Raw genomic sequence first — 18183 nt, 5'->3', positions numbered from 1 at the left:
ATAAATCACAAAATAATTATAGACTTATAAACATATTAACAACGAAAAAAATCTTACAAAGTTATCAACAACTTATCAACATACTTATAAACAGTATAAGTCGAATAACTAAAAATTTCTTTAAAAATAATATTACTTTTTTGTAATACTAATCTTCTAACATTTTCTTTATGTTTTCTATATCTTTTCTTACAGATTCAGTAGTCTTTATCTTTTCATCAATTTTCTTAACCCCATGCATTATGGTAGTATGATCTTTCTCAAAGGCTGAACCTATATTTCCTAAAGCACAGTCTAACATATTTCTACAAAGATACATCGCAACCTGTCTTGGATAAGCAATTGAGTTAGCCCTATTTTTAGAGCTTAAATCGGAAACTTCTATTTTAAAATACTCACTTACAGTTTCCTTTATCAAATCAATATCCAATTCTCTCCTATTTAGTTCATTAAGTTTTTGGGATAAAATTCCCTTTACATAATCAACAGTCATTGGAGCATCTTGTTTTAATTTATAATGAGCCAAAACATTAATTAAAGCCCCTTCGAGCTCTCTTATGTTCGTCTTTATATTCATTGCAATAAATTCTAAAACTTCATTTGAAAGAGCTATTGGCTCATACTTTACCTTATCTTGTAAAATAGCCATTCTCGTCTCAAAATCAGGTGGTTGAATATCAACAGTTAGACCCATATTAAATCTGCTCTTAAGTCTGTCCTCCAGATTTTTAATCTCCTTTGGTGGTCTATCTGATGAAATTATAATTTGCTTATTTCTACTGTATAATTCATTAAAAGTATGGAAAAATTCCTCTTGTGTTGCAGTCTTTCCTGCAATAAATTGAATATCATCTATAAGCAAAACATCGACATTTCTATATTTCTTTCTAAATTCAGATTCTGAATTTTGATTTTTATCCCTAATTGAGTCAATCAAGTCAATTGTAAATTTCTCACTACTCAAATATAAGACCTTACAATCAAAATTTTTGTGAATTTCATAGCCAATAGCTTTCATAAGGTGAGTTTTTCCAAGTCCTGAATTTCCATAAATGAAAAGTGGATTGTAAGTACCAGCAGGATTTTTGGAAACTGCTTCAGCTGCAGCCATAGCAAATTCATTATTTTTACCCTTTACGAAATTGTCAAAAGTAAATCTCTCTGAAAAAGCTGAAGAATTATTTGAAGAAGAAATTTTCTTTAATTTTCCCTTTTTTGAGCCTTTTTCAGAAGATTTTGAAAAGAAAGAAGTTTGACCTCCTAAATTTTTAATTGCTTCTAGATAGATTTCATCAGTAGCGACAACAGGTAAAAGCTCAGTTTTTTCTTTTGTTAAAGGAAAAAGTTGATTATTTATTGCATCTTCAATATAATCTTTAAAATTTCCATTTATAAAAGTTTTAATATAATTAGACTGACAAAGTACCATTAACTTATGATTTTCATAACAAATTGGCTTTAAAACTTCAATCCAAGTCGCAAATCGACTTTCTCCGAGTTTATCTTTTAACTCATTGCAAACTTCAAGCCATAAGCTATCAACCACTATTTCATTCTCAAACATAAACTACTCCCCATTTTCTAAGTTATTAACATATTTATCCACAGCAGATAAAATTTTTAAAACATTGAAATTTTAATATTAATAAAGACTTTTTAAAAAGATAATTAAATATTTTAAAAAGTTATCCACATTTTTATAAAAGTTATTTTGTTTATAAAATAAATTGTATTTTTTCAAATTTTGTTAAACTATAAAATATTTATTAGTAAAAAATAAACAATTTATCCACATATTTATTCTACTTATCCACATATTACATTTTTGTAAAAAAATAATTTGTAGATAATTTTATTGAAAATTTTTAATAATTTTTTAATATTTAAAAAATTTTACACATCTTTTCACAGTTAAATTATACCAAAAATCCAAAAAAAACTCAAATTTATTACATTTAATATGCAAATTATTGTAAATATATAAACAAAAATATTACGTTAAAATTTATTGCACAAAAAATCCACTTGCAAAAAGCAAATGGATTAATTTTATATTAAAATTTCTTTATTACAAATATCATCGACAATATCATCGTGAGAAATTATAAAAATAATTTTATCTTTTGATATTTCTTTTATTCTGTTGTAAATTTCAACAGAACTTTCTTTATCAATGCTTGAAGTGATTTCATCTAATAGAAGTATATCCACATCGGAATTAATTGCTCTTGCTAAAGCAATTTTTTGTTTTTCTCCTCCTGATAAATCAGCACCCAAGTTAAAAATATCAGAGTCCAAGTCTTTAGACGAGAAGATAGTTTTTAAGAGCGGATCTTGTTTTAGACTGTCAATTTTATCTTTATAATTTTCTATACCGAAAAATAAATTGTCCTCTAAAGAGCCTTGAAAAACATAAGCATCTTGACCCATATATTCAATTCTATTTCTTAAAGCTAATAAATTATATGAATTTATATTATTTCCATTTATAAAAATTCCTTCATTTTCTCTAAATCCAATAATTGATTTTAAGAATGTACTCTTTCCTCTACCGGAGTCTCCCTTTATTCTAATTATATCTCCTTTTGAAAATTCCCCAACAATGTTTACATCAATACTATGTGTAGGAAGTTTTAATTTTGAAATATTAAAGGAAATATTTTTTATCTCTTCAAGATTATTTCCACTATAAATTTCACTCATATTTTCTAAATTTTCCTTAAATTCTTTAGCTATTGTGAAATTTCTTTTATTTAGTTTTGAACCAACAAGAGAACTTAATGTATTAAAAAATGTTGGAATTAAAATCATAAGTATCATCAATGAAAAATAATCATGTCCAACAAAGGCAAAATTATAAACACCATAAGTTAATATAACAGTTTGAAAAATTGAATTAATACTGTGAATTAAGGTAGAAGTACTTATAGAATACATATTTACATCAGACATTGAATTGTAAATAGTATCTACAGTATCACTTAAATAATTTTTAATAATATCTGGATTAGATTGTTGTTTTATATATTCAGTATTTGATATGACGGATAAAACTTTTTGCCAGCCTGTAGTAACCTGTAATTCCATATTTCTAGATTTTCCCAATAGCACTTTGTTTATCTTGGCAAAGCCTAAAATATTTATAGGAACAACTACCAAACAAGCAAGAAATATGTATTTATTAATATATAAAATCCAAACAGAAACAACTACCATAACGAGTGAATTTGTTATTAATTTGATATTATCCCCTGTGATAAACAGATAAATATTGTTAACACTCATTATTGTCTTATCCAAAATTTTCATTATTCCTTCGGAAATTATGTAATCATATTTTAAAGTTAAAATATCTTTTAGATAGTCGAAAAAATTCTCTCTATTTAACTTTCTTGAATAGTGTTCTTTTATTACAATAAATAAAATATTTATTAGCATAAAAACAGCCATAATTATAGATAAAAGTAAAATTCTATAGATAGTAATTCCCTCTACACTTTTACTCCAAATTTGAACCATAATCGGTGCAATTAGGCTAAATACAACTGAAACTAATGACAAAATTATCATTATTACTAAAAAACATAAATAACTCAAAACAAAATCCTCCCTATTTATAAAAATTATTTGAATATTATTGCATTATATGTAAACTATAAAATACAGTCAAAAATATAAAAAGCAAAGAGAGTATTCTTATTAATTTTCTAAATGTATAATTATTTTTCATTTTTTTCCTCCAAAAACTTTGTAAATATAATAAGTAACTGATACTATCCGTTTGCCTATGTTTATATCAATCCTTGGATGACTTTCTTTAAAATTTTTTTACATTTAAGTTACCACCATTTAATCATCTCTCTATTTCTTTGACTTATCCTCCAAACTCTTAATACCTGTATTGTTCAGCTTTTCAATTGACAGCAGCTGAGTTCTAGCAAGTTTTCTAAGTTCTATCATTCTTTCTTTTTGATTCATACATTTACCAATAAGGATTGCATTGTAGCTTTCCATATTTGCTAGCACAAGTAATTCATTGAGACTTGCATAGTCTCTCATATTACCTTTTAAATCTGGATTTTCTTCACGCCACTGTTTAGCTCTTTTATTAAACAATGCAACATTTAGCATATCTGCTTCACTTGCATATTTATAGGATAATTGTTCATTAGTAAGATCTTTTAAGAGATATTCTTTGATTGCATCTGTATGAATTTTGTAGTTAATCTTTGAAATTTCTCGATTAAGATTCCATCCCAACGACAATCTTGAGTTTTCATCTGATTTAAGTCTTTTGTAATCTTGAATTACATACATCTTAAATTCAGCAGAAATCCATGAAGCAAATTCAAAGGCAATATCTGTATGTGCAAATGCACCGCCATATCTTCCACCTTTTGAAATAATTCCAATTGCTTGTGTTTTCTCTATCCATTTCTTAGGAGACAATGTAAAGGAATTATATCCAGCTTCTGATTTAATTCGGTCGAATTCGACCGAATTGAAATTCATATTGTTTAAGCTTTCCCATAAACCAAGAAATTCAATTGTATCTTTCCTTCTCATCCAATTTTTTATTACATCGCTTGGTTCATCGCTTTTATATCTTGCAATATCCGTTAGACTTATATAGTCGTTTTTAAAGTCTTCAGTGTAAATTTGAATCGCAAAACCTTTTGCTTCAATTATGTCTTTTTTCGCATTAGACATATGAGTTCCTCCTTTATGCTGATGTAATGATAACAACATTTATTTTTGTGATAACTGCTCTAAATAGCACACCAACTATTCTTTTTGATTTTAAATTTTGATATAAGCTCTAAAACTCTTGTATTACCTTGACTAATTGCCACTGTGATTATTATGAAACGAAACCCAAAATTTTTTAAATACCTTTTATCATTTTTATATTGTTGTATCGTGTTCCATCCTTCAAAATGAAGGCATTAGGAGTTTCTCCAACTTGTACGAATCCAATTTTCTCGTAAAGAGCCCTTCCTCTTTCATTACCTGAGAAATAATCCAGTTCAATTTGGGAAAGATTCCATTTCTTAGCTTGCTTTTCAAGACAAATAAGCAACTTCTTTCCTATTCCTAAGTTCCAGAATTCTTTTAGCACAGAAACAGCGACATTCCCTCGATGGCACATTTTCTTTTTTGTCAGTCTTGTAATCATGCCATTTGCAATTAGTCTTCCATCCATTTCGACAACAAGCATAAGTGTATTATCAGATTCATTAAAGCCTTTTATCATTTTTGCTTCCTCTTCTGCAGACATAGTTATTTCTTCTGGATAAGAATACAAGAAATCAGATTCTCCCATAACAGTCTTCAAATATTCAACAGTTTCTGCAGCATCCTTTACTTGAATTTCTCTAATTACACAGATTCTACCATCTTTTAGTTCAAATTTTTCTGGTGTGTATTTCATATTTATCCCTCACATAAATTCCAATATCACTTTAACTTAATGATATCATCTTTTTTGTTGAATGTAAATACTTGTATTATGAATTAAAAATTTTGCTTTGAATCTGTATAAAAATTTTATAAAATTTTTATATTTTTACTTGACAATTATACTTAAAATAGCTTATAATCTATGGTAGTGTTTTATTAAATAACCTAAAGGTGATTATAATAAGGAGGTGTCATCTATATTATGAAAAGAACTTATCAACCGAATAGAAGAAAAAGAAGTAAAATTCATGGTTTTAGAAAGAGAATGAGTACAAAAGCAGGTAGAGCTGTATTAAAGAGAAGAAGACTTAAAAATAGAAAAGTTTTATCAGCATAGGCCAACATTAGTGTGGCCTTTTCTAAAATTCAGCTTTTTGCTTTGTGTTTGAAGCATGGAAAGATGATATATGAATAAGGAAATTAGATTAAGAAAAAATAGAGAGTTTCAAACTGTTTACAAGCGTGGAAAAAATTTTTGGAATAAAGATTTTACCATTTTTATCCGACCGACAAATAGAAAAAAAGTTAAGTTCGGTGTTTCCGTTACTAAAAAGTTTGGAAAAGCAAATAAACGTAATTTGATTAAGAGAAGAATAAAAGAGATAATAAGACTTAATGTTTGTGATTTAGGATTAGGTTATGAAATGGTAATTTTACCGAAAAAAAACACTTTAGAAATTGATTACATTGAACTTGAGAGGTCTTTGTTAAGACTTATAAATTATGCTTTAAAGAAGGTTTTAAATTGAGAAAATTGATGATTTTATTAATTAAATTCTATAGAAAATATATTTCTGGCCTTTGGGGACATGGAAAATGTAAATTTACACCGACTTGTTCGGAATATGCGATTTTAGCGTATCAGAAATACAATTTTTTTAAGGCAAGTTTTTTAGTTATTTGGAGAATTTTAAGATGTAATCCTTTTGGAAAAGGTGGGTATGATCCACTAAAATAGGAGGAATAAATGGCATTTTTAAGAAATTTAATGGGATCTGTATTAAAATTTATTTATGAAGGGGTTGCTTCGGTTTTACCTAATGAGCCTTCAAGTATTTCATATTTAGCGATTAGTATTATTATAATTTCTATAATTTTTAAGATTGTACTTTTCCCAATATTTTTAAGTAGTATAAAAAATCAAAAGATTCAAGCAAAGTTTGCTAAAGAGCAACAAAAGATAAGAGAAAAATATAAACATGATCCACAAGCTATGAATCTTAAACTTATGGAATTTAATAAAGAACATGGAATTAAACAACTTGGTGGTTGTTTACCTTTGATTTTTAACTTTATTTTAGTTATAGCGATGTTTGCAGTAATGAGAGAGCCATTGTTATATATTTTTGGGGATGCAAATGCAGATGTTATGAAAAATTTCCTTTGGATTAAGGATTTGTCAGCACCAGACCCACTTTTATATGGTCTTCCTTTGATAAATGCAATTACTCAATATGTTTACCTTGATTTGAGTAATAGAGATCAACAGGATAATCCTGGTGCAAAATCTATGGAAACTATGAAATATATATTCCCATTAGTAATATTTATTTCTGCTAAGAGTTTCTCTGCTGGTCTTGCACTTTATTGGGCTATGACAAATATTGTAGAAATTTTATTGAGATTAGCTTTGACTGCTTACGAAAATAAAAAGATGAGTAATTAGTTGAAAGGAGCAAAAGAATGACTGTTGTAAAATCAGCAAAAACTGTTGATGAAGCTGTTAAACTTGCTTTAGCAGAATTATCAGCAGATATTTCAGATGTTGATGTTAAAGTAATTGAAAAACCAAAGAGTGGTTTTTTGGGCTTTGGTTCAAGAGATGCTTTAGTTGAAGTTTCTTTAAAACAAGAAAAAGAAGAAAATTATAATGAGTTTATAGAAGAAGTTGTTGATGAAGTTGTTGAAGAAACTTGTTGTAAAAAAGAAGTTCCCGCTAAAAGCGAAGATATAGAAAAAATTGAAAGATTTTTAAAAGACTTAATTTTGAAAATGGGAGTTGACGGTGAAATAACTTTTGATGAAGATGAAGAAGCTGTCAATTTGTATATAAATAAATCTGATGATTTTAAAGTTTTGATTGGAAAATCTGGAGAAACTTTAGAAAGTATTCAATATATTGTAAGTATTTTTGCTAGAAGAAATACTTCCTTAGAAAAGAGAGTTTTCTTAGATATAAATGGATATAAGAAGAGAAAAGAAGAATCAATCAGAGAAATGGCAATGACTTTTGCTAAAAAGGCTATTAGATATAAAAAAGTTATGAGACTTAGACCTATGAATGCTTATGAGAGAAGAATTGTTCACTCAACTTTACACAATATGAAAGGTGTATTTACTGTGAGCGAAGGTGAAGAGCCACATAGAAAGGTTGTTATCAAACCTAAATTTTAATATGCAATTAAAAGAACGTTTAGGCGTTCTTTTGCTTTATTGTGGAACAACAAGGAGAAAATATGGAAAATACTATTGTTGCTATTGCTACTGCTACAGGCGAATCAGGTATTGGAATTGTAAGACTTAGTGGTGAAAAGTCGATAGATATTGTAAAAAATTTTTTCAAACCTCAGGATAAAAAAGAAATAGATGAAAAATCCAATAGAATGATGAAATATGGGCATATTTACGATAAAGATGAACTTATTGATGAAGTTATGGTTTGTTTTATGTTTGCACCTCATACTTATACGAGAGAGCATGTAGTTGAAATCTTTACTCATGGGGGCATTGTATGTCTTAAAAGGGTTTTAAATTTATGTCTTGAAAATGGAGCAGATCTTGCAGAAAAGGGAGAATTTACAAAAAGAGCATTTTTAAATGGACGACTTGATTTATCCCAAGCTGAAGGAGTTATTGACTTAATAAAGGCAAAAACAGAATTTTCTCATAAGAGTGCGATTAATCAACTTGAAGGACATTTGAGTAAAAAGATTAAAGAATTTAGAGAAGAACTTTTAGATATTTTAAGTTTTGTTGAGTATTCTATCAATTTTACAGAAGATATGCAGGAGGAATTACCTTTTGATAATGTAATTTTAAAGACTGAGAAATTGATGGCTGAAATGGAAGAATTACTTGGAGAGTCTAATAAAGGAAAAATTTTAAAAGACGGAATAAATGTTTCAATAATTGGGAAGCCTAATGTTGGAAAGTCTTCCCTACTAAATAGAATTTTAAGACAGGAACGAGCAATTGTAACGGATATTGCAGGAACTACGAGAGATTTGATTAAGGAAGACATTGAGCTTTCAGGAATTAAGTTAAATATAAATGATACTGCAGGAATCAGAGATACTGCTGATGTCGTTGAAAAAATTGGAGTACAAAAATCTATCGAAGCAAGTGAAAATTCGGACTTAAACTTAGTACTATTCGACATTTCAAGAGAACTTGACGAAGAAGATGAAAAGATAATAAATCTTGCAAATACAACTAAATCTATTGGAATTTTAAATAAAGTAGATTTGGATAAAAAATTGAATGAAGAAAAATTGAAAGAAAAGGTAAATTTTGAGTTAATAGAAATATCCGCTCTAAAAAATGAAGGAATTTCAAAACTTGAACAGGCAATTATAGATATGTTCTTCGACGGCAAAATAGAGATTAAAGACAAGGCTTTAATCACAAATGTAAGACATGAAAATAGTCTAAAGAGCTCATTAGAATATTTAAAATCTTTCTATGCAGATTTAAAAAATATGGTGCCTATCGACTGTTGCGAAGTGGATTTAAGAAGAGCTTACGAAGTGCTTGGAGAAATAATCGGAGAAAATATTTCCGAAAATATCTTGGACAATATCTTTTCAAACTTCTGTATTGGAAAATAAAGACGGTGAAAGCCGTCTTTTTTTGTGGGATGGATTAGTTTGCTGTAGTTGATGTATCTACGATACATTTACTTTTGCTAAAGCAAAAGTATGAGATCTCTCCATTCCGTTTCACTCCAGTCGAGATGACATATAAGGGAAATATCTTCGTTTGATAGCTTAACATTATAATAGTAAATAAACTTTAATTTGCTTAATAATTAAAAAAATTCTTTATTTAGTAGATAATTTAATCTAATTATTTTATAGTAATATTTCACGTAGTAGTATTTTGAATAGAAACACCCCCCAAACACGTCATCTTAATTGAAATTAAGAGAATATATACATATCTTTGTTTATAAAGAGTATAGAAAACAAAAAAAGTTCACGTCATAGTACTTTGCAAAGAAATTCCCCCAATAAATCCTCCATTATATAAAAAATCATAAAAAACTATTGACATAGTATATTATACATTATATAATATAATCAAAATAAAGTATTAAGAGGTAAAAGTCATGGATATTTTAAAAGAATCAAGAAAACAGATGATAAAATTAATAATGACAACTATAACTGGAAATTTTGGTAGTTCTATTTTGTCATTCATTATTGGACTTTTAATTTTGAAAAAGACTGAATCTGCTTTAAATTTTGGTATTTCTCAAGTTATAGGACCTTTGGTTGCGCTTGTTTTGCTTCCTTTTGTAGGAGGAGTTGTAGATAAATACAATAAGAAGATTGTAATTGTAATTGCTCAGCTTTTTAGCATTGTAAGTTTGATTTTATATGCTCTAAGTTTAAATTCTAATACTGAAACAAATTTAATTAATACCTATATGTTATTAATTTGTTTAAGGGTTGCTGATCAATTTTTAAATAATTCTTTTTCATCTTCTACAAAGAAACTTGTATGTGAAGAGCATATTCAAAAGGTAAAATCTTTTGAGCAAATGGCATCTTCAGGAGTTTATATAATTTCTCCAATTTTAGCGGTTTTTCTACTTACAAAATTGGATTTAATTCATTTTGTACTTTTGGAAGCGGTAATTGAATTTATAACTATATTGGTTGTACTTTTTATAAATTTTGATTTTATAAAGACAGAAGTGATAGAGAATAATGAAGAACAAAAAGTTTTAAAGATGTTCGTTGAAGGTTTAAATTATATGAAAGATAAAAAAGCTTTGGTCTTTATTATCTCCTTTGCGATGTTTATAAATTTCTTTTTTTCATCAGTTTCAATTGGCCTTCCCTATGTTTTGATTAATGAAATTAAGATTTCAGATTATCTTTACGGGATTATAAACGCAACTTTTCCGGTGGCAGTAATAGTTTCATCAATAATTTTATCAATGATGAAGGACATTAAAGCTCCTTTGGAATTTTCTTTTAAATGTATTAGAGGGCTTTCAGGATTCTTGATACTTTTGGGAATTGCATTATTATTTAAATTTAGTATCTTTTCATATTTTATAATATTTATGATATTTGCTTTTGGAGTTAATTTTATTGCAAATTTTATAAATACTCCGGTAATGGTTTGGTTTACAAAGGCGGTTCCCCTTGAATATCAAGGAAGAGTTTTCAGTATTTTGGGAACAGGTTGTCAACTTCTAATGCCACTTGGAATATTATTTTATTCGTTTTTATTTGATAAATTTAAAAGTGGATATATATTTATATTTTCAGGAATAGCTTTAATAGTGCTTATAGTTCTTCCATATATGTTAAAAGTAGATTTAAAGATAAATAAATTTTAAGAAGTCCCCCTTAAAATAATTTATAAAAAAATGAGAGTTATCAAAACTCTCATTTTTTAATATTCACATATTTCTTTTAATTTTCCAAATATTTTGTATTCAACTTGTTTAAGTTCTTCAATGTTTTTTACTCCAAGAAGTAACATAATCATCTTTGTTTGATAGATTAGAGATTTTAAATAATCTTCAGCAAATTTATATCCACCATGAATTAAATATCTTAATACTTCCCCAGCAATAGCAATCATATCGCTACCGAGTATAATCGCCTTAGCAATGTCTTCTCCGGTTTTAATTCCACCAGATCCTATTAGAGTAAAGTCTTTTGAGATTTTTCTACAGTCTATAATACATTTTGCAGTTGGAATTCCCCAACCGTAGATATTTGTAAAATCTAAGTCTGTTCTTCTCAAATTTTCAATTTCAATGAAATTTGTTCCACCATAACCACTAATATCAATGTATTTTACACCAACATTCAAAAGTTTTTCACAAGTTTTTTTAGATATTCCACAACCTGTTTCCTTTATGATTACTGGAACATCTAAATTTTTTACGATATTTTCAATGTTTTCTAAAATTCCTTTGAAATTCCTATCTCCTTCAAATTGAACAATCTCTTGAGCGGGATTTAGATGGAGAGAAATAGCGTCAGAATTTAACATTTCAACAGCTTTTTTTGCATCTTCAAGACTTGATAATGCAGAAAGATTTGAAATTATTATATTTTTTTCATCTAAAATATCTTTTACTATTGTAAAAGTTTCTACAAGTTCATCATCTTGTAGGGCAACTTTTTGGCTGCCACTTTCAAATGCTATATTAAAATTTTTACAAAGTCTCGCTAAGTCTTCATTAACATCATAGGAAGTCTCTGCTCCACCTGTCATTGCATTTATGAGAAGTGGGAAAGACAATTTTTTTCCTAAAAAGTTTACTGATGTATCAATTTCGTCAAAATTTAAATCAGTCAACGCAAAATGTTCAATATATACATTGTTAAATAGAGTATTGGATTTGAAATTGCTCTTTAAAAAATTTTCCAAATGTTCTTTTTTTCTCTCGTTTTCCATATTCACCCTAATTATCTATTATTGTTCTTTTTGTTGTTTTTATTAGTATTAGTTTTATTGTTATTATTAGTTTTATTATTGTTAGTATTATTATTCTTATTGTTGTTGTTATTGTTATTGTTATTCTTTTTTTCGTCTGTATCTACTTGCGTATTGTTATTTTGACTTAGTAGATAATCACTGAACATCTCTTTAACAAGAGCATTCAATTTTGAACGATTAGGAACGAAATAACTTATATTGTTTATATAAGCAGATTCTCCTGGAACTATTTGAGTATTCATTTTATCTACACTTAAATTATTTGCTTTTAAAGCTAATTTTGTAATTGTAGAGAAAGGAATATTAGTATTCACAGTCTTTTTAACAACTTCTAAAATTTCAGGGATTTTTGCAATATTTTTAGCTTTAGTCAACTCTTTAACTAATGCTTTTATAAGTAATTGTTGAGCTTTAACACGACCAACATCACCTTCTATATATCCTGCTCTAAATCTTGCAAATTGTAGGGCTTGTTTTCCGTTTAGAACTTGTTTACCTGGTTTTAAGTGGACATCATCTTCTGCAACGTCAACTTGAACAGGAACATCGACTTCAACACCACCAAGGACATCTACAATATCTTTAACAGAGAAGAAATTTACTCTTACATAGTAGTCTATGTCTAAATTTAAGAAATCTCTTGTAGTTTTTACAGCCATTTTTAGACCACCATAGTGGTGAGCATGGTTTATTTTATCTAATTTTCCATTAACCATAACTCTTGAATCACGAGGGATTGAAAGAATATCAATCTTTCCTGTTTCAAAATTAACTTTACATAAAATCATAGTGTCAGTTCTGTTTTGCTCAGTTGTAACACCACTGAAATCATCACTATCTAAACCTAAAACTAAGAATAAAAGTTCATTTTCAACACGTTGTTCAATATTATTTCCTTCGCCTAAATCGCTACCTACAAATTCTACTTTTGAAGTAACTTCCATAATATCTAAAATTCTATTTGCAACCCAAAAGATTCCACCAAATAGAGCTAAAGATAGAATAAAAGTTATTATAAATTTCTTTTTCATATAAAACTCCTTACTTTATCAACTTACTGATTACTTTGAAACTACTGTGCTCTGAACTTTTTATTAAATCAAAAAGTATAGTTTCAACATTGGTAACACTTGCTCCCATTTCTCTAATTAAGTCCAATCCATTCTTATAATTTTCAGAATTTCTTGAACCTACAGTTTCAAAAGGAACATAAATTTCAAAGTCACTCTTTAAGTCTTTTATCGTCTGATATACACAAATATGTGTTTCTACACCCGCAACAATAATAGAAGTTTTTCCTTCTTTTTTAAGTTTTAAAACTTCTTCCTTGATAAGTGGATAGGCTGAAAAACTGTTCTTTGCAAAATACTTTGCTTTTGAGTCTTTTAAAGACTCTTTAATTTCTAAAACAGTTTCGCCAAGACCCTTAGGATATTGTTCAGTATAAATTATAGGAATATTAAGTTCTTTGCAGGACTTAATCAAAATATTCGTGTATTTTACAATGTTTTCATTGTTTTGTATAACTGGCATTAATTTTTCTTGAAAATCTAATACCAGTAAAATTGTATTTTCAATTTTCATAAAAATCTCCAAATCTAAAATTGAATAACCATTCTATCACAATTATTCTTGAAAATCAAACCATTACTTATAATTATATTGATAAATTATATTATAAGTAGTTAAATATATTAACCATAATTATTTAATGATAATTTTTTTGTAATTATGATGAAATATTAATAGTTTTATCATAGGGCATAAAACTATAAATATTATACCATAATTCCTATTTGGTAACTTATTTAATGTAATTATGGTGAAATATATCTAATTTTACCATTATGCGTAAAACTAGATAATTAAATCATAATTCCTTTTTGATAATTAAATTAAGGTAATTATGATGAAAAATTAATAGTTTTACCATCTGGCGTAAAACTATTAATATTATACACTTTATGGATATTTTTTTCAACTTTATAAATTAATTTTGCTTAAAAAGTTGCTTTTTTACTGATATTAATATATAATGTTCAGACAGGGATAAAAAAGGAGGAATTATGAACAAAATAGATTTAGATATACTAAAGAGTCTTTACATAAATAAATACAGTAACCAAATTGATTTATCCAAGATAAATGAATATTCTAAAGAAGAATTAGAAGAGATTAGAAAAGCCATTAATAACACACATATAAAAGCAATTTCAATTATTTGTGAGGCTTTAAATGTTGATATTGATGATATTCAAGAGATTGAAGTTTTAAAAAAGGGAATGACAAATAATTCCTTTATATTTACAGTAAATAACGAAAAATATATTATGAGAATACCTGGAGAGGGAACTTCTGAACTTATAGATAGAGTTCAAGAAGCGGAAGTTTATTCTTTAATTAAAGATAAAAATATTTGTGATGAATTAATTTATATTAATGCAGACAATGGATATAAGATTACAAAATTTATTGAAAATTCAAGAAATTGTGATGATAAAAATCATGATGACTTAAGAAAATGTATGGATAAAATAAAAGAATTACATTCCTTAGGTTTAGAAGTAGGTCATGAGTTCGATGTTTTTGAAAAAATTAATTTCTACGAATCTTTATGGGAAAATAAAAATTCTATTTATGAGGATTATGAAGACGTGAAGAAAAAGATTTTTTCGCTACAAGATTTTATAGAAAAAAATAGAAAGCCAAAATGTTTAACTCATATAGATGCAAATTGTGATAATTTTTTATTTGCAACTGATGGAACTCTCCGTTTAATCGACTGGGAATATGCTGCTATGCAAGATCCGGATATTGATATTGCAATGTTCTGTATATATTCTCTATATGATAAAAATCAAGTTGACAATTTGATAGACATTTATTTTAATGGCGAAGTAGATGAGATTACAAAAATAAAAATTTATGCTTACATTGCTTGTTGTGGACTACTTTGGAGCAATTGGTGTGAATATAAATTAGACTTTGGTATTCATTTTGGAGAATATGCTACAAAACAATATGAATATGCTAGAGATTATTATAAAATCGTTGAAAAATGGCTAAAGAAAAATAAAAATAGACAAGAAAAAATCACTGCGTAAAACAGTGATTTTTTTGTTTATATTATTGTTCTCGGGCACCCACCCGATGCAAGGTATCGTGGAAGGGAGGGGTTCTTATCTTATAATTTTATAATAAACTCTTGAAGTTATTGAGTAGATTATAAAGTAAATTACAGAGAAACAAAGTACAATTGTAGCAAAACTCATTGTGAAAATTTTTATGTTTTTAAATCCAAGTCCTCCAAGTATATTGTATAGGATTGGAAAGGCGAATATTGAGTGAATTGTTGCTACTATAAGTGGTAAGAAGAAAATCCACAATATTTGTACTCTAAGGCTCTTTTTGATTATTGAGTCAGGAAGTCCTACATTTTTCATTATGTGGTAATTTTGTTTATCTTCAAAGCCCTCAGAAATTTGTTTATAATATGTGATTAGCACAGTTCCTGTTATGAAAATTAATGCAACAATCATTCCGAAAAATAATAGACCGCCATTTAGTTCATAAGCAAAAGCATCAACTTCAGCTTTTGAAGACAAAGAATGACTAAATACATCTTTTTGTTGAACAAATATGTTATAATCTGTTTGTAATCTTGAATAAAAAGCTTCTTTATCAGCAGACTCTAAATCAAAATTAAAATCTAGGTTATATTTTAATTGTTTTTCATTATAATTATAAGTATATTCTTCTAACATTTTTATAAAAGTTTCATTATCTTTTACAATAATTATCATCCCTTCAGCAGATATGCTCATAGGAAATAAGTTTTTTACTTTTACTAATTTATAATTTTTTCCAGCAAAATCCATACTATCATAATTATTAAGCTTTTTAGAGTTAGTGGAGTATATCACCTCACCATCATTAAGAGTATAATTAGTATTATTGTTTCTATTATAATCTTCTAATGTTTCAACGATTAAAAATGCTGATAATTCACGTCTTTTACCTAAAGGAGTAATCTTTCCATTTTCATTTATTACAGGATTCATTATAGTCTTTTTGACTGTTAGATTTTTAATTTTTTCATCTTCTTTTAACTCTTTGTTTAAAATATTTAAGATTTCTTTTTTTCTTTCTTCTCCATTTGCTAGTATATCTTTATTATTTCCAGTTACTGATGAGGATAAATAAAAATCATTAGGATGAATAGAATCTGTAAGGTCTTTTATACTTGAATTTATAGTCAATGTTGTAGCTAAAGTAACTATAATTGAAGTTGAAAGAAGTGTAATACTTGCAAGTGAAACTGCATTTGATTTCATTCTGTATAACATTCCTGATATTGAAAGGAAATTTTTTGCTTTGTAATATAAATTTCTATTTCTTTTTAATAATTTTAAAACTAAAATACTAAAAGCGATGAATACCAGATAAGTACCGATTATTACAGCAATAACAGCAGGAAAAAATGCAAAAAAGCTACTGAGATTCCCTTTTGAAGTAACTGAAAGATAATATCCAGCACATAGAATTATAAAGCCTAAAGTTCCAAGGATAAACTTACTTTTCGGTTCTCCCTCTGCCCTTTTTTGCTTTGAAAGAAGTTCTATAGGAGTTGATTTTCCAATTCTAAATATCATTGTTAAATATATCAATATAAATATTATAGCTAAGAATATTAAAGTCAATATTGCAGAAGAAATTGAAAAATTATAGTCCATTATTTTTGCAGTCATATTTTTAGTTATTTTGTTAAGTAGAACAAATGCTAATTTTCCAAGAACAAATCCACCTGTTATTGAAAAGAAACTAACTGTCAAAAAGTTTAGTATATATTCTATTGAAATAATTTTAGCAATATGTTTTTTCTCTAAACCTAAAATACCATATAGGGCAAATTCCTTATTTCTCCTCTTTGCTAAAAAGCTGTTGGCATATAGGATAAATATAAATGTGAAAATTCCAACTATAAAAATTCCAAATTTTATAAGGATTGCTACATATTCATGATTTTTTTCTATATAATGATTTTGTCCAAGGGAAGCCATTACAAAAAATAGAGTTCCCATAATACTACTTGCTATTAAAAATGGAGTTAAAAGCAAAGCATTCGCCTTCATATTTCTAAAAGCAAATTTTGAAGCCATTTTACTTTTCATAGTTATTCACCCCGTTTAACATGATTTGAGCTTGATTTATTTTTTCAGCAAAAGTTAAGTTGTCATCACTTCCTTTATAAATTTCGTGATAAACTCTACCATCTTTTATGAAAATTACTCTTTTTGCAAAAGCAGCACATTTTACAGAATGAGTAACCATTAAAACGGTTTGTCCACTGTTATTTATATCGCAAAAAGTTTTCATAACTATATCTGCAGACTTTGAGTCCAATGCTCCTGTAGGTTCATCTGCAAGAAGCAAATCAGGTTTAGTTATAATTGCTCTTGCTATTGCAACTCTTTGTTTTTGTCCGCCTGAAACTTGATAAGGATATTTATCCAAAACTTCACTTATCTTTAAAAGAGGAGCAATCTCTCCTACTTTTTCATTCATTATAGCAGGTTTAACATCTGATAAAACAAGTGGAAGATAAATATTGTCTCTATTTGAAAAAGAGTCCAATAAATTAAAATCTTGGAAAACAAATCCCAACTTTTCACGTCTAAAACTTGCAACTTCTGAATTGCTTAAAGAGTTTACATTCTTTCCTCCAATAAAAACTGATCCTTCAGTTGCCTTATCCAATGTTGCTATTATATTTAAAAGAGTTGTTTTTCCACTTCCAGATTCTCCCATAACAGCTATAAATTCTCCTTTTTCAACAGAAAAATTTACATCTCTAAGGGCTTCAGTTTTTACACGTCCCATTCCTCCATAAATCTTTTTTAAATTTTTAACATCTAATATATTCATAATTACCTCCAAAAAATATTATTTTCGTTTACAATAATATTTTAGCAAAAATTTTTACGCCTAACATTTATCTAATATTACAAAAACAAAAATAACCTTACAATTTTGTAA

17 protein-coding genes are annotated in these 18183 nt (G+C 27.3%); 8 read left to right on the top strand and 9 right to left on the bottom strand.

Annotated elements, in window-relative coordinates; translation table 11 throughout:
• Positions 1-148: 148 nt before the first annotated feature.
• From dnaA to RWJ08_RS05615, 4 genes are all read right to left on the bottom strand, one after another.
• Entirely contained in the window at positions 149-1564 is a 1416-nt protein-coding gene (gene dnaA, locus RWJ08_RS05630; protein WP_313961379.1) for a chromosomal replication initiator protein DnaA, read from the bottom strand.
• Between the two features lie 485 nt (positions 1565-2049).
• The gene (locus RWJ08_RS05625; RefSeq protein WP_313961378.1) at positions 2050-3597 is read right to left on the bottom strand and encodes an ABC transporter ATP-binding protein; all 1548 of its coding nucleotides are present in this window, start codon (positions 3595-3597) and stop codon (positions 2050-2052) included.
• Between the two features lie 264 nt (positions 3598-3861).
• Positions 3862-4710 (bottom strand): KilA-N domain-containing protein, encoded by an 849-nt coding sequence (locus tag RWJ08_RS05620; RefSeq protein ID WP_313961377.1) that lies wholly within the window; start codon positions 4708-4710, stop codon positions 3862-3864.
• Positions 4711-4885: 175 nt separating this feature from the next.
• Positions 4886-5431 carry a GNAT family N-acetyltransferase gene (locus RWJ08_RS05615; protein ID WP_313961376.1) on the bottom strand — a complete coding sequence of 182 codons (546 nt, stop codon included), beginning with the start codon at positions 5429-5431 and terminating at the stop codon, positions 4886-4888.
• Positions 5432-5662: 231 nt separating this feature from the next.
• Here RWJ08_RS05615 and rpmH point away from each other — a divergent pair, with 231 nt between their 5' ends.
• The 7 genes from rpmH (at position 5663) to RWJ08_RS05580 (ending at position 11032) form a co-directional block, all read left to right on the top strand.
• On the top strand, positions 5663-5797 hold the full coding sequence (rpmH, locus tag RWJ08_RS05610; RefSeq protein ID WP_004832453.1) for a 50S ribosomal protein L34: 135 nt from the start codon (positions 5663-5665) through the stop codon (positions 5795-5797).
• A 70-nt stretch (positions 5798-5867) separates the two neighbouring features.
• Positions 5868-6209, top strand: a complete 342-nt coding sequence (rnpA, locus tag RWJ08_RS05605; protein ID WP_293439786.1) for a ribonuclease P protein component — start codon at positions 5868-5870, stop codon at positions 6207-6209.
• Positions 6206-6418: a membrane protein insertion efficiency factor YidD gene (gene yidD, locus RWJ08_RS05600; RefSeq protein WP_009355122.1), complete on the top strand. Its 213-nt coding sequence runs from the start codon at positions 6206-6208 to the stop codon at positions 6416-6418. The genes rnpA and yidD overlap by 4 nt, the downstream gene beginning before the upstream one ends.
• A gap of 9 nt (positions 6419-6427) precedes the next feature.
• Positions 6428-7126 (top strand): YidC/Oxa1 family membrane protein insertase, encoded by a 699-nt coding sequence (locus RWJ08_RS05595; RefSeq protein ID WP_313961375.1) that lies wholly within the window; start codon positions 6428-6430, stop codon positions 7124-7126.
• A gap of 17 nt (positions 7127-7143) precedes the next feature.
• Positions 7144-7854, top strand: coding sequence for an RNA-binding cell elongation regulator Jag/EloR (gene jag / locus RWJ08_RS05590; RefSeq protein WP_313961374.1), 711 nt, complete (start codon positions 7144-7146; stop codon positions 7852-7854).
• A 62-nt stretch (positions 7855-7916) separates the two neighbouring features.
• Positions 7917-9287: a tRNA uridine-5-carboxymethylaminomethyl(34) synthesis GTPase MnmE gene (gene mnmE, locus RWJ08_RS05585; protein WP_313961373.1), complete on the top strand. Its 1371-nt coding sequence runs from the start codon at positions 7917-7919 to the stop codon at positions 9285-9287.
• Between the two features lie 500 nt (positions 9288-9787).
• Complete coding sequence (locus tag RWJ08_RS05580) at positions 9788-11032, top strand: MFS transporter (protein WP_313961372.1); 1245 nt, start codon at positions 9788-9790, stop codon at positions 11030-11032.
• Positions 11033-11088: 56 nt separating this feature from the next.
• Here RWJ08_RS05580 and fni read toward each other — a convergent pair whose 3' ends face one another.
• The 3 genes from fni to RWJ08_RS05565 are packed head-to-tail and all read right to left on the bottom strand — an operon-like array spanning position 11089 to position 13731.
• Positions 11089-12105 carry a type 2 isopentenyl-diphosphate Delta-isomerase gene (fni, locus tag RWJ08_RS05575; protein ID WP_313961371.1) on the bottom strand — a complete coding sequence of 339 codons (1017 nt, stop codon included), beginning with the start codon at positions 12103-12105 and terminating at the stop codon, positions 11089-11091.
• An 11-nt stretch (positions 12106-12116) separates the two neighbouring features.
• A complete protein-coding gene (locus RWJ08_RS05570) occupies positions 12117-13178 on the bottom strand; it encodes an LCP family protein (protein ID WP_313961370.1) in 1062 nt (353 codons plus the stop codon).
• A gap of 10 nt (positions 13179-13188) precedes the next feature.
• On the bottom strand, positions 13189-13731 hold the full coding sequence (locus RWJ08_RS05565) for an isochorismatase family protein (protein ID WP_313961369.1): 543 nt from the start codon (positions 13729-13731) through the stop codon (positions 13189-13191).
• Positions 13732-14213: 482 nt separating this feature from the next.
• Between RWJ08_RS05565 and RWJ08_RS05560 the strand changes: the two genes are divergently transcribed.
• Positions 14214-15251, top strand: a complete 1038-nt coding sequence (locus RWJ08_RS05560; RefSeq protein WP_313961368.1) for a choline/ethanolamine kinase family protein — start codon at positions 14214-14216, stop codon at positions 15249-15251.
• Positions 15252-15326: 75 nt separating this feature from the next.
• On the opposite strand, the gene RWJ08_RS05555 is transcribed toward RWJ08_RS05560, so the two are convergent.
• Together RWJ08_RS05555 and RWJ08_RS05550 are read right to left on the bottom strand one after the other, a co-directional pair.
• A complete protein-coding gene (locus tag RWJ08_RS05555; protein WP_313961367.1) occupies positions 15327-17318 on the bottom strand; it encodes an FtsX-like permease family protein in 1992 nt (663 codons plus the stop codon).
• Positions 17308-18072, bottom strand: coding sequence for an ABC transporter ATP-binding protein (locus RWJ08_RS05550; protein WP_269754182.1), 765 nt, complete (start codon positions 18070-18072; stop codon positions 17308-17310). Before RWJ08_RS05550 ends, RWJ08_RS05555 begins: the two co-directional genes overlap by 11 nt.
• Positions 18073-18183: the final 111 nt, after the last annotated feature.

Origin of the sequence: uncultured Parvimonas sp., from assembly GCF_963524015.1 — a bacterium.
Classification (GTDB): domain Bacteria; phylum Bacillota; class Clostridia; order Tissierellales; family Peptoniphilaceae; genus Parvimonas.
Note: the sequence above shows the minus strand (reverse complement) of the source record. Positions and strands in the feature narration are given on the sequence as shown.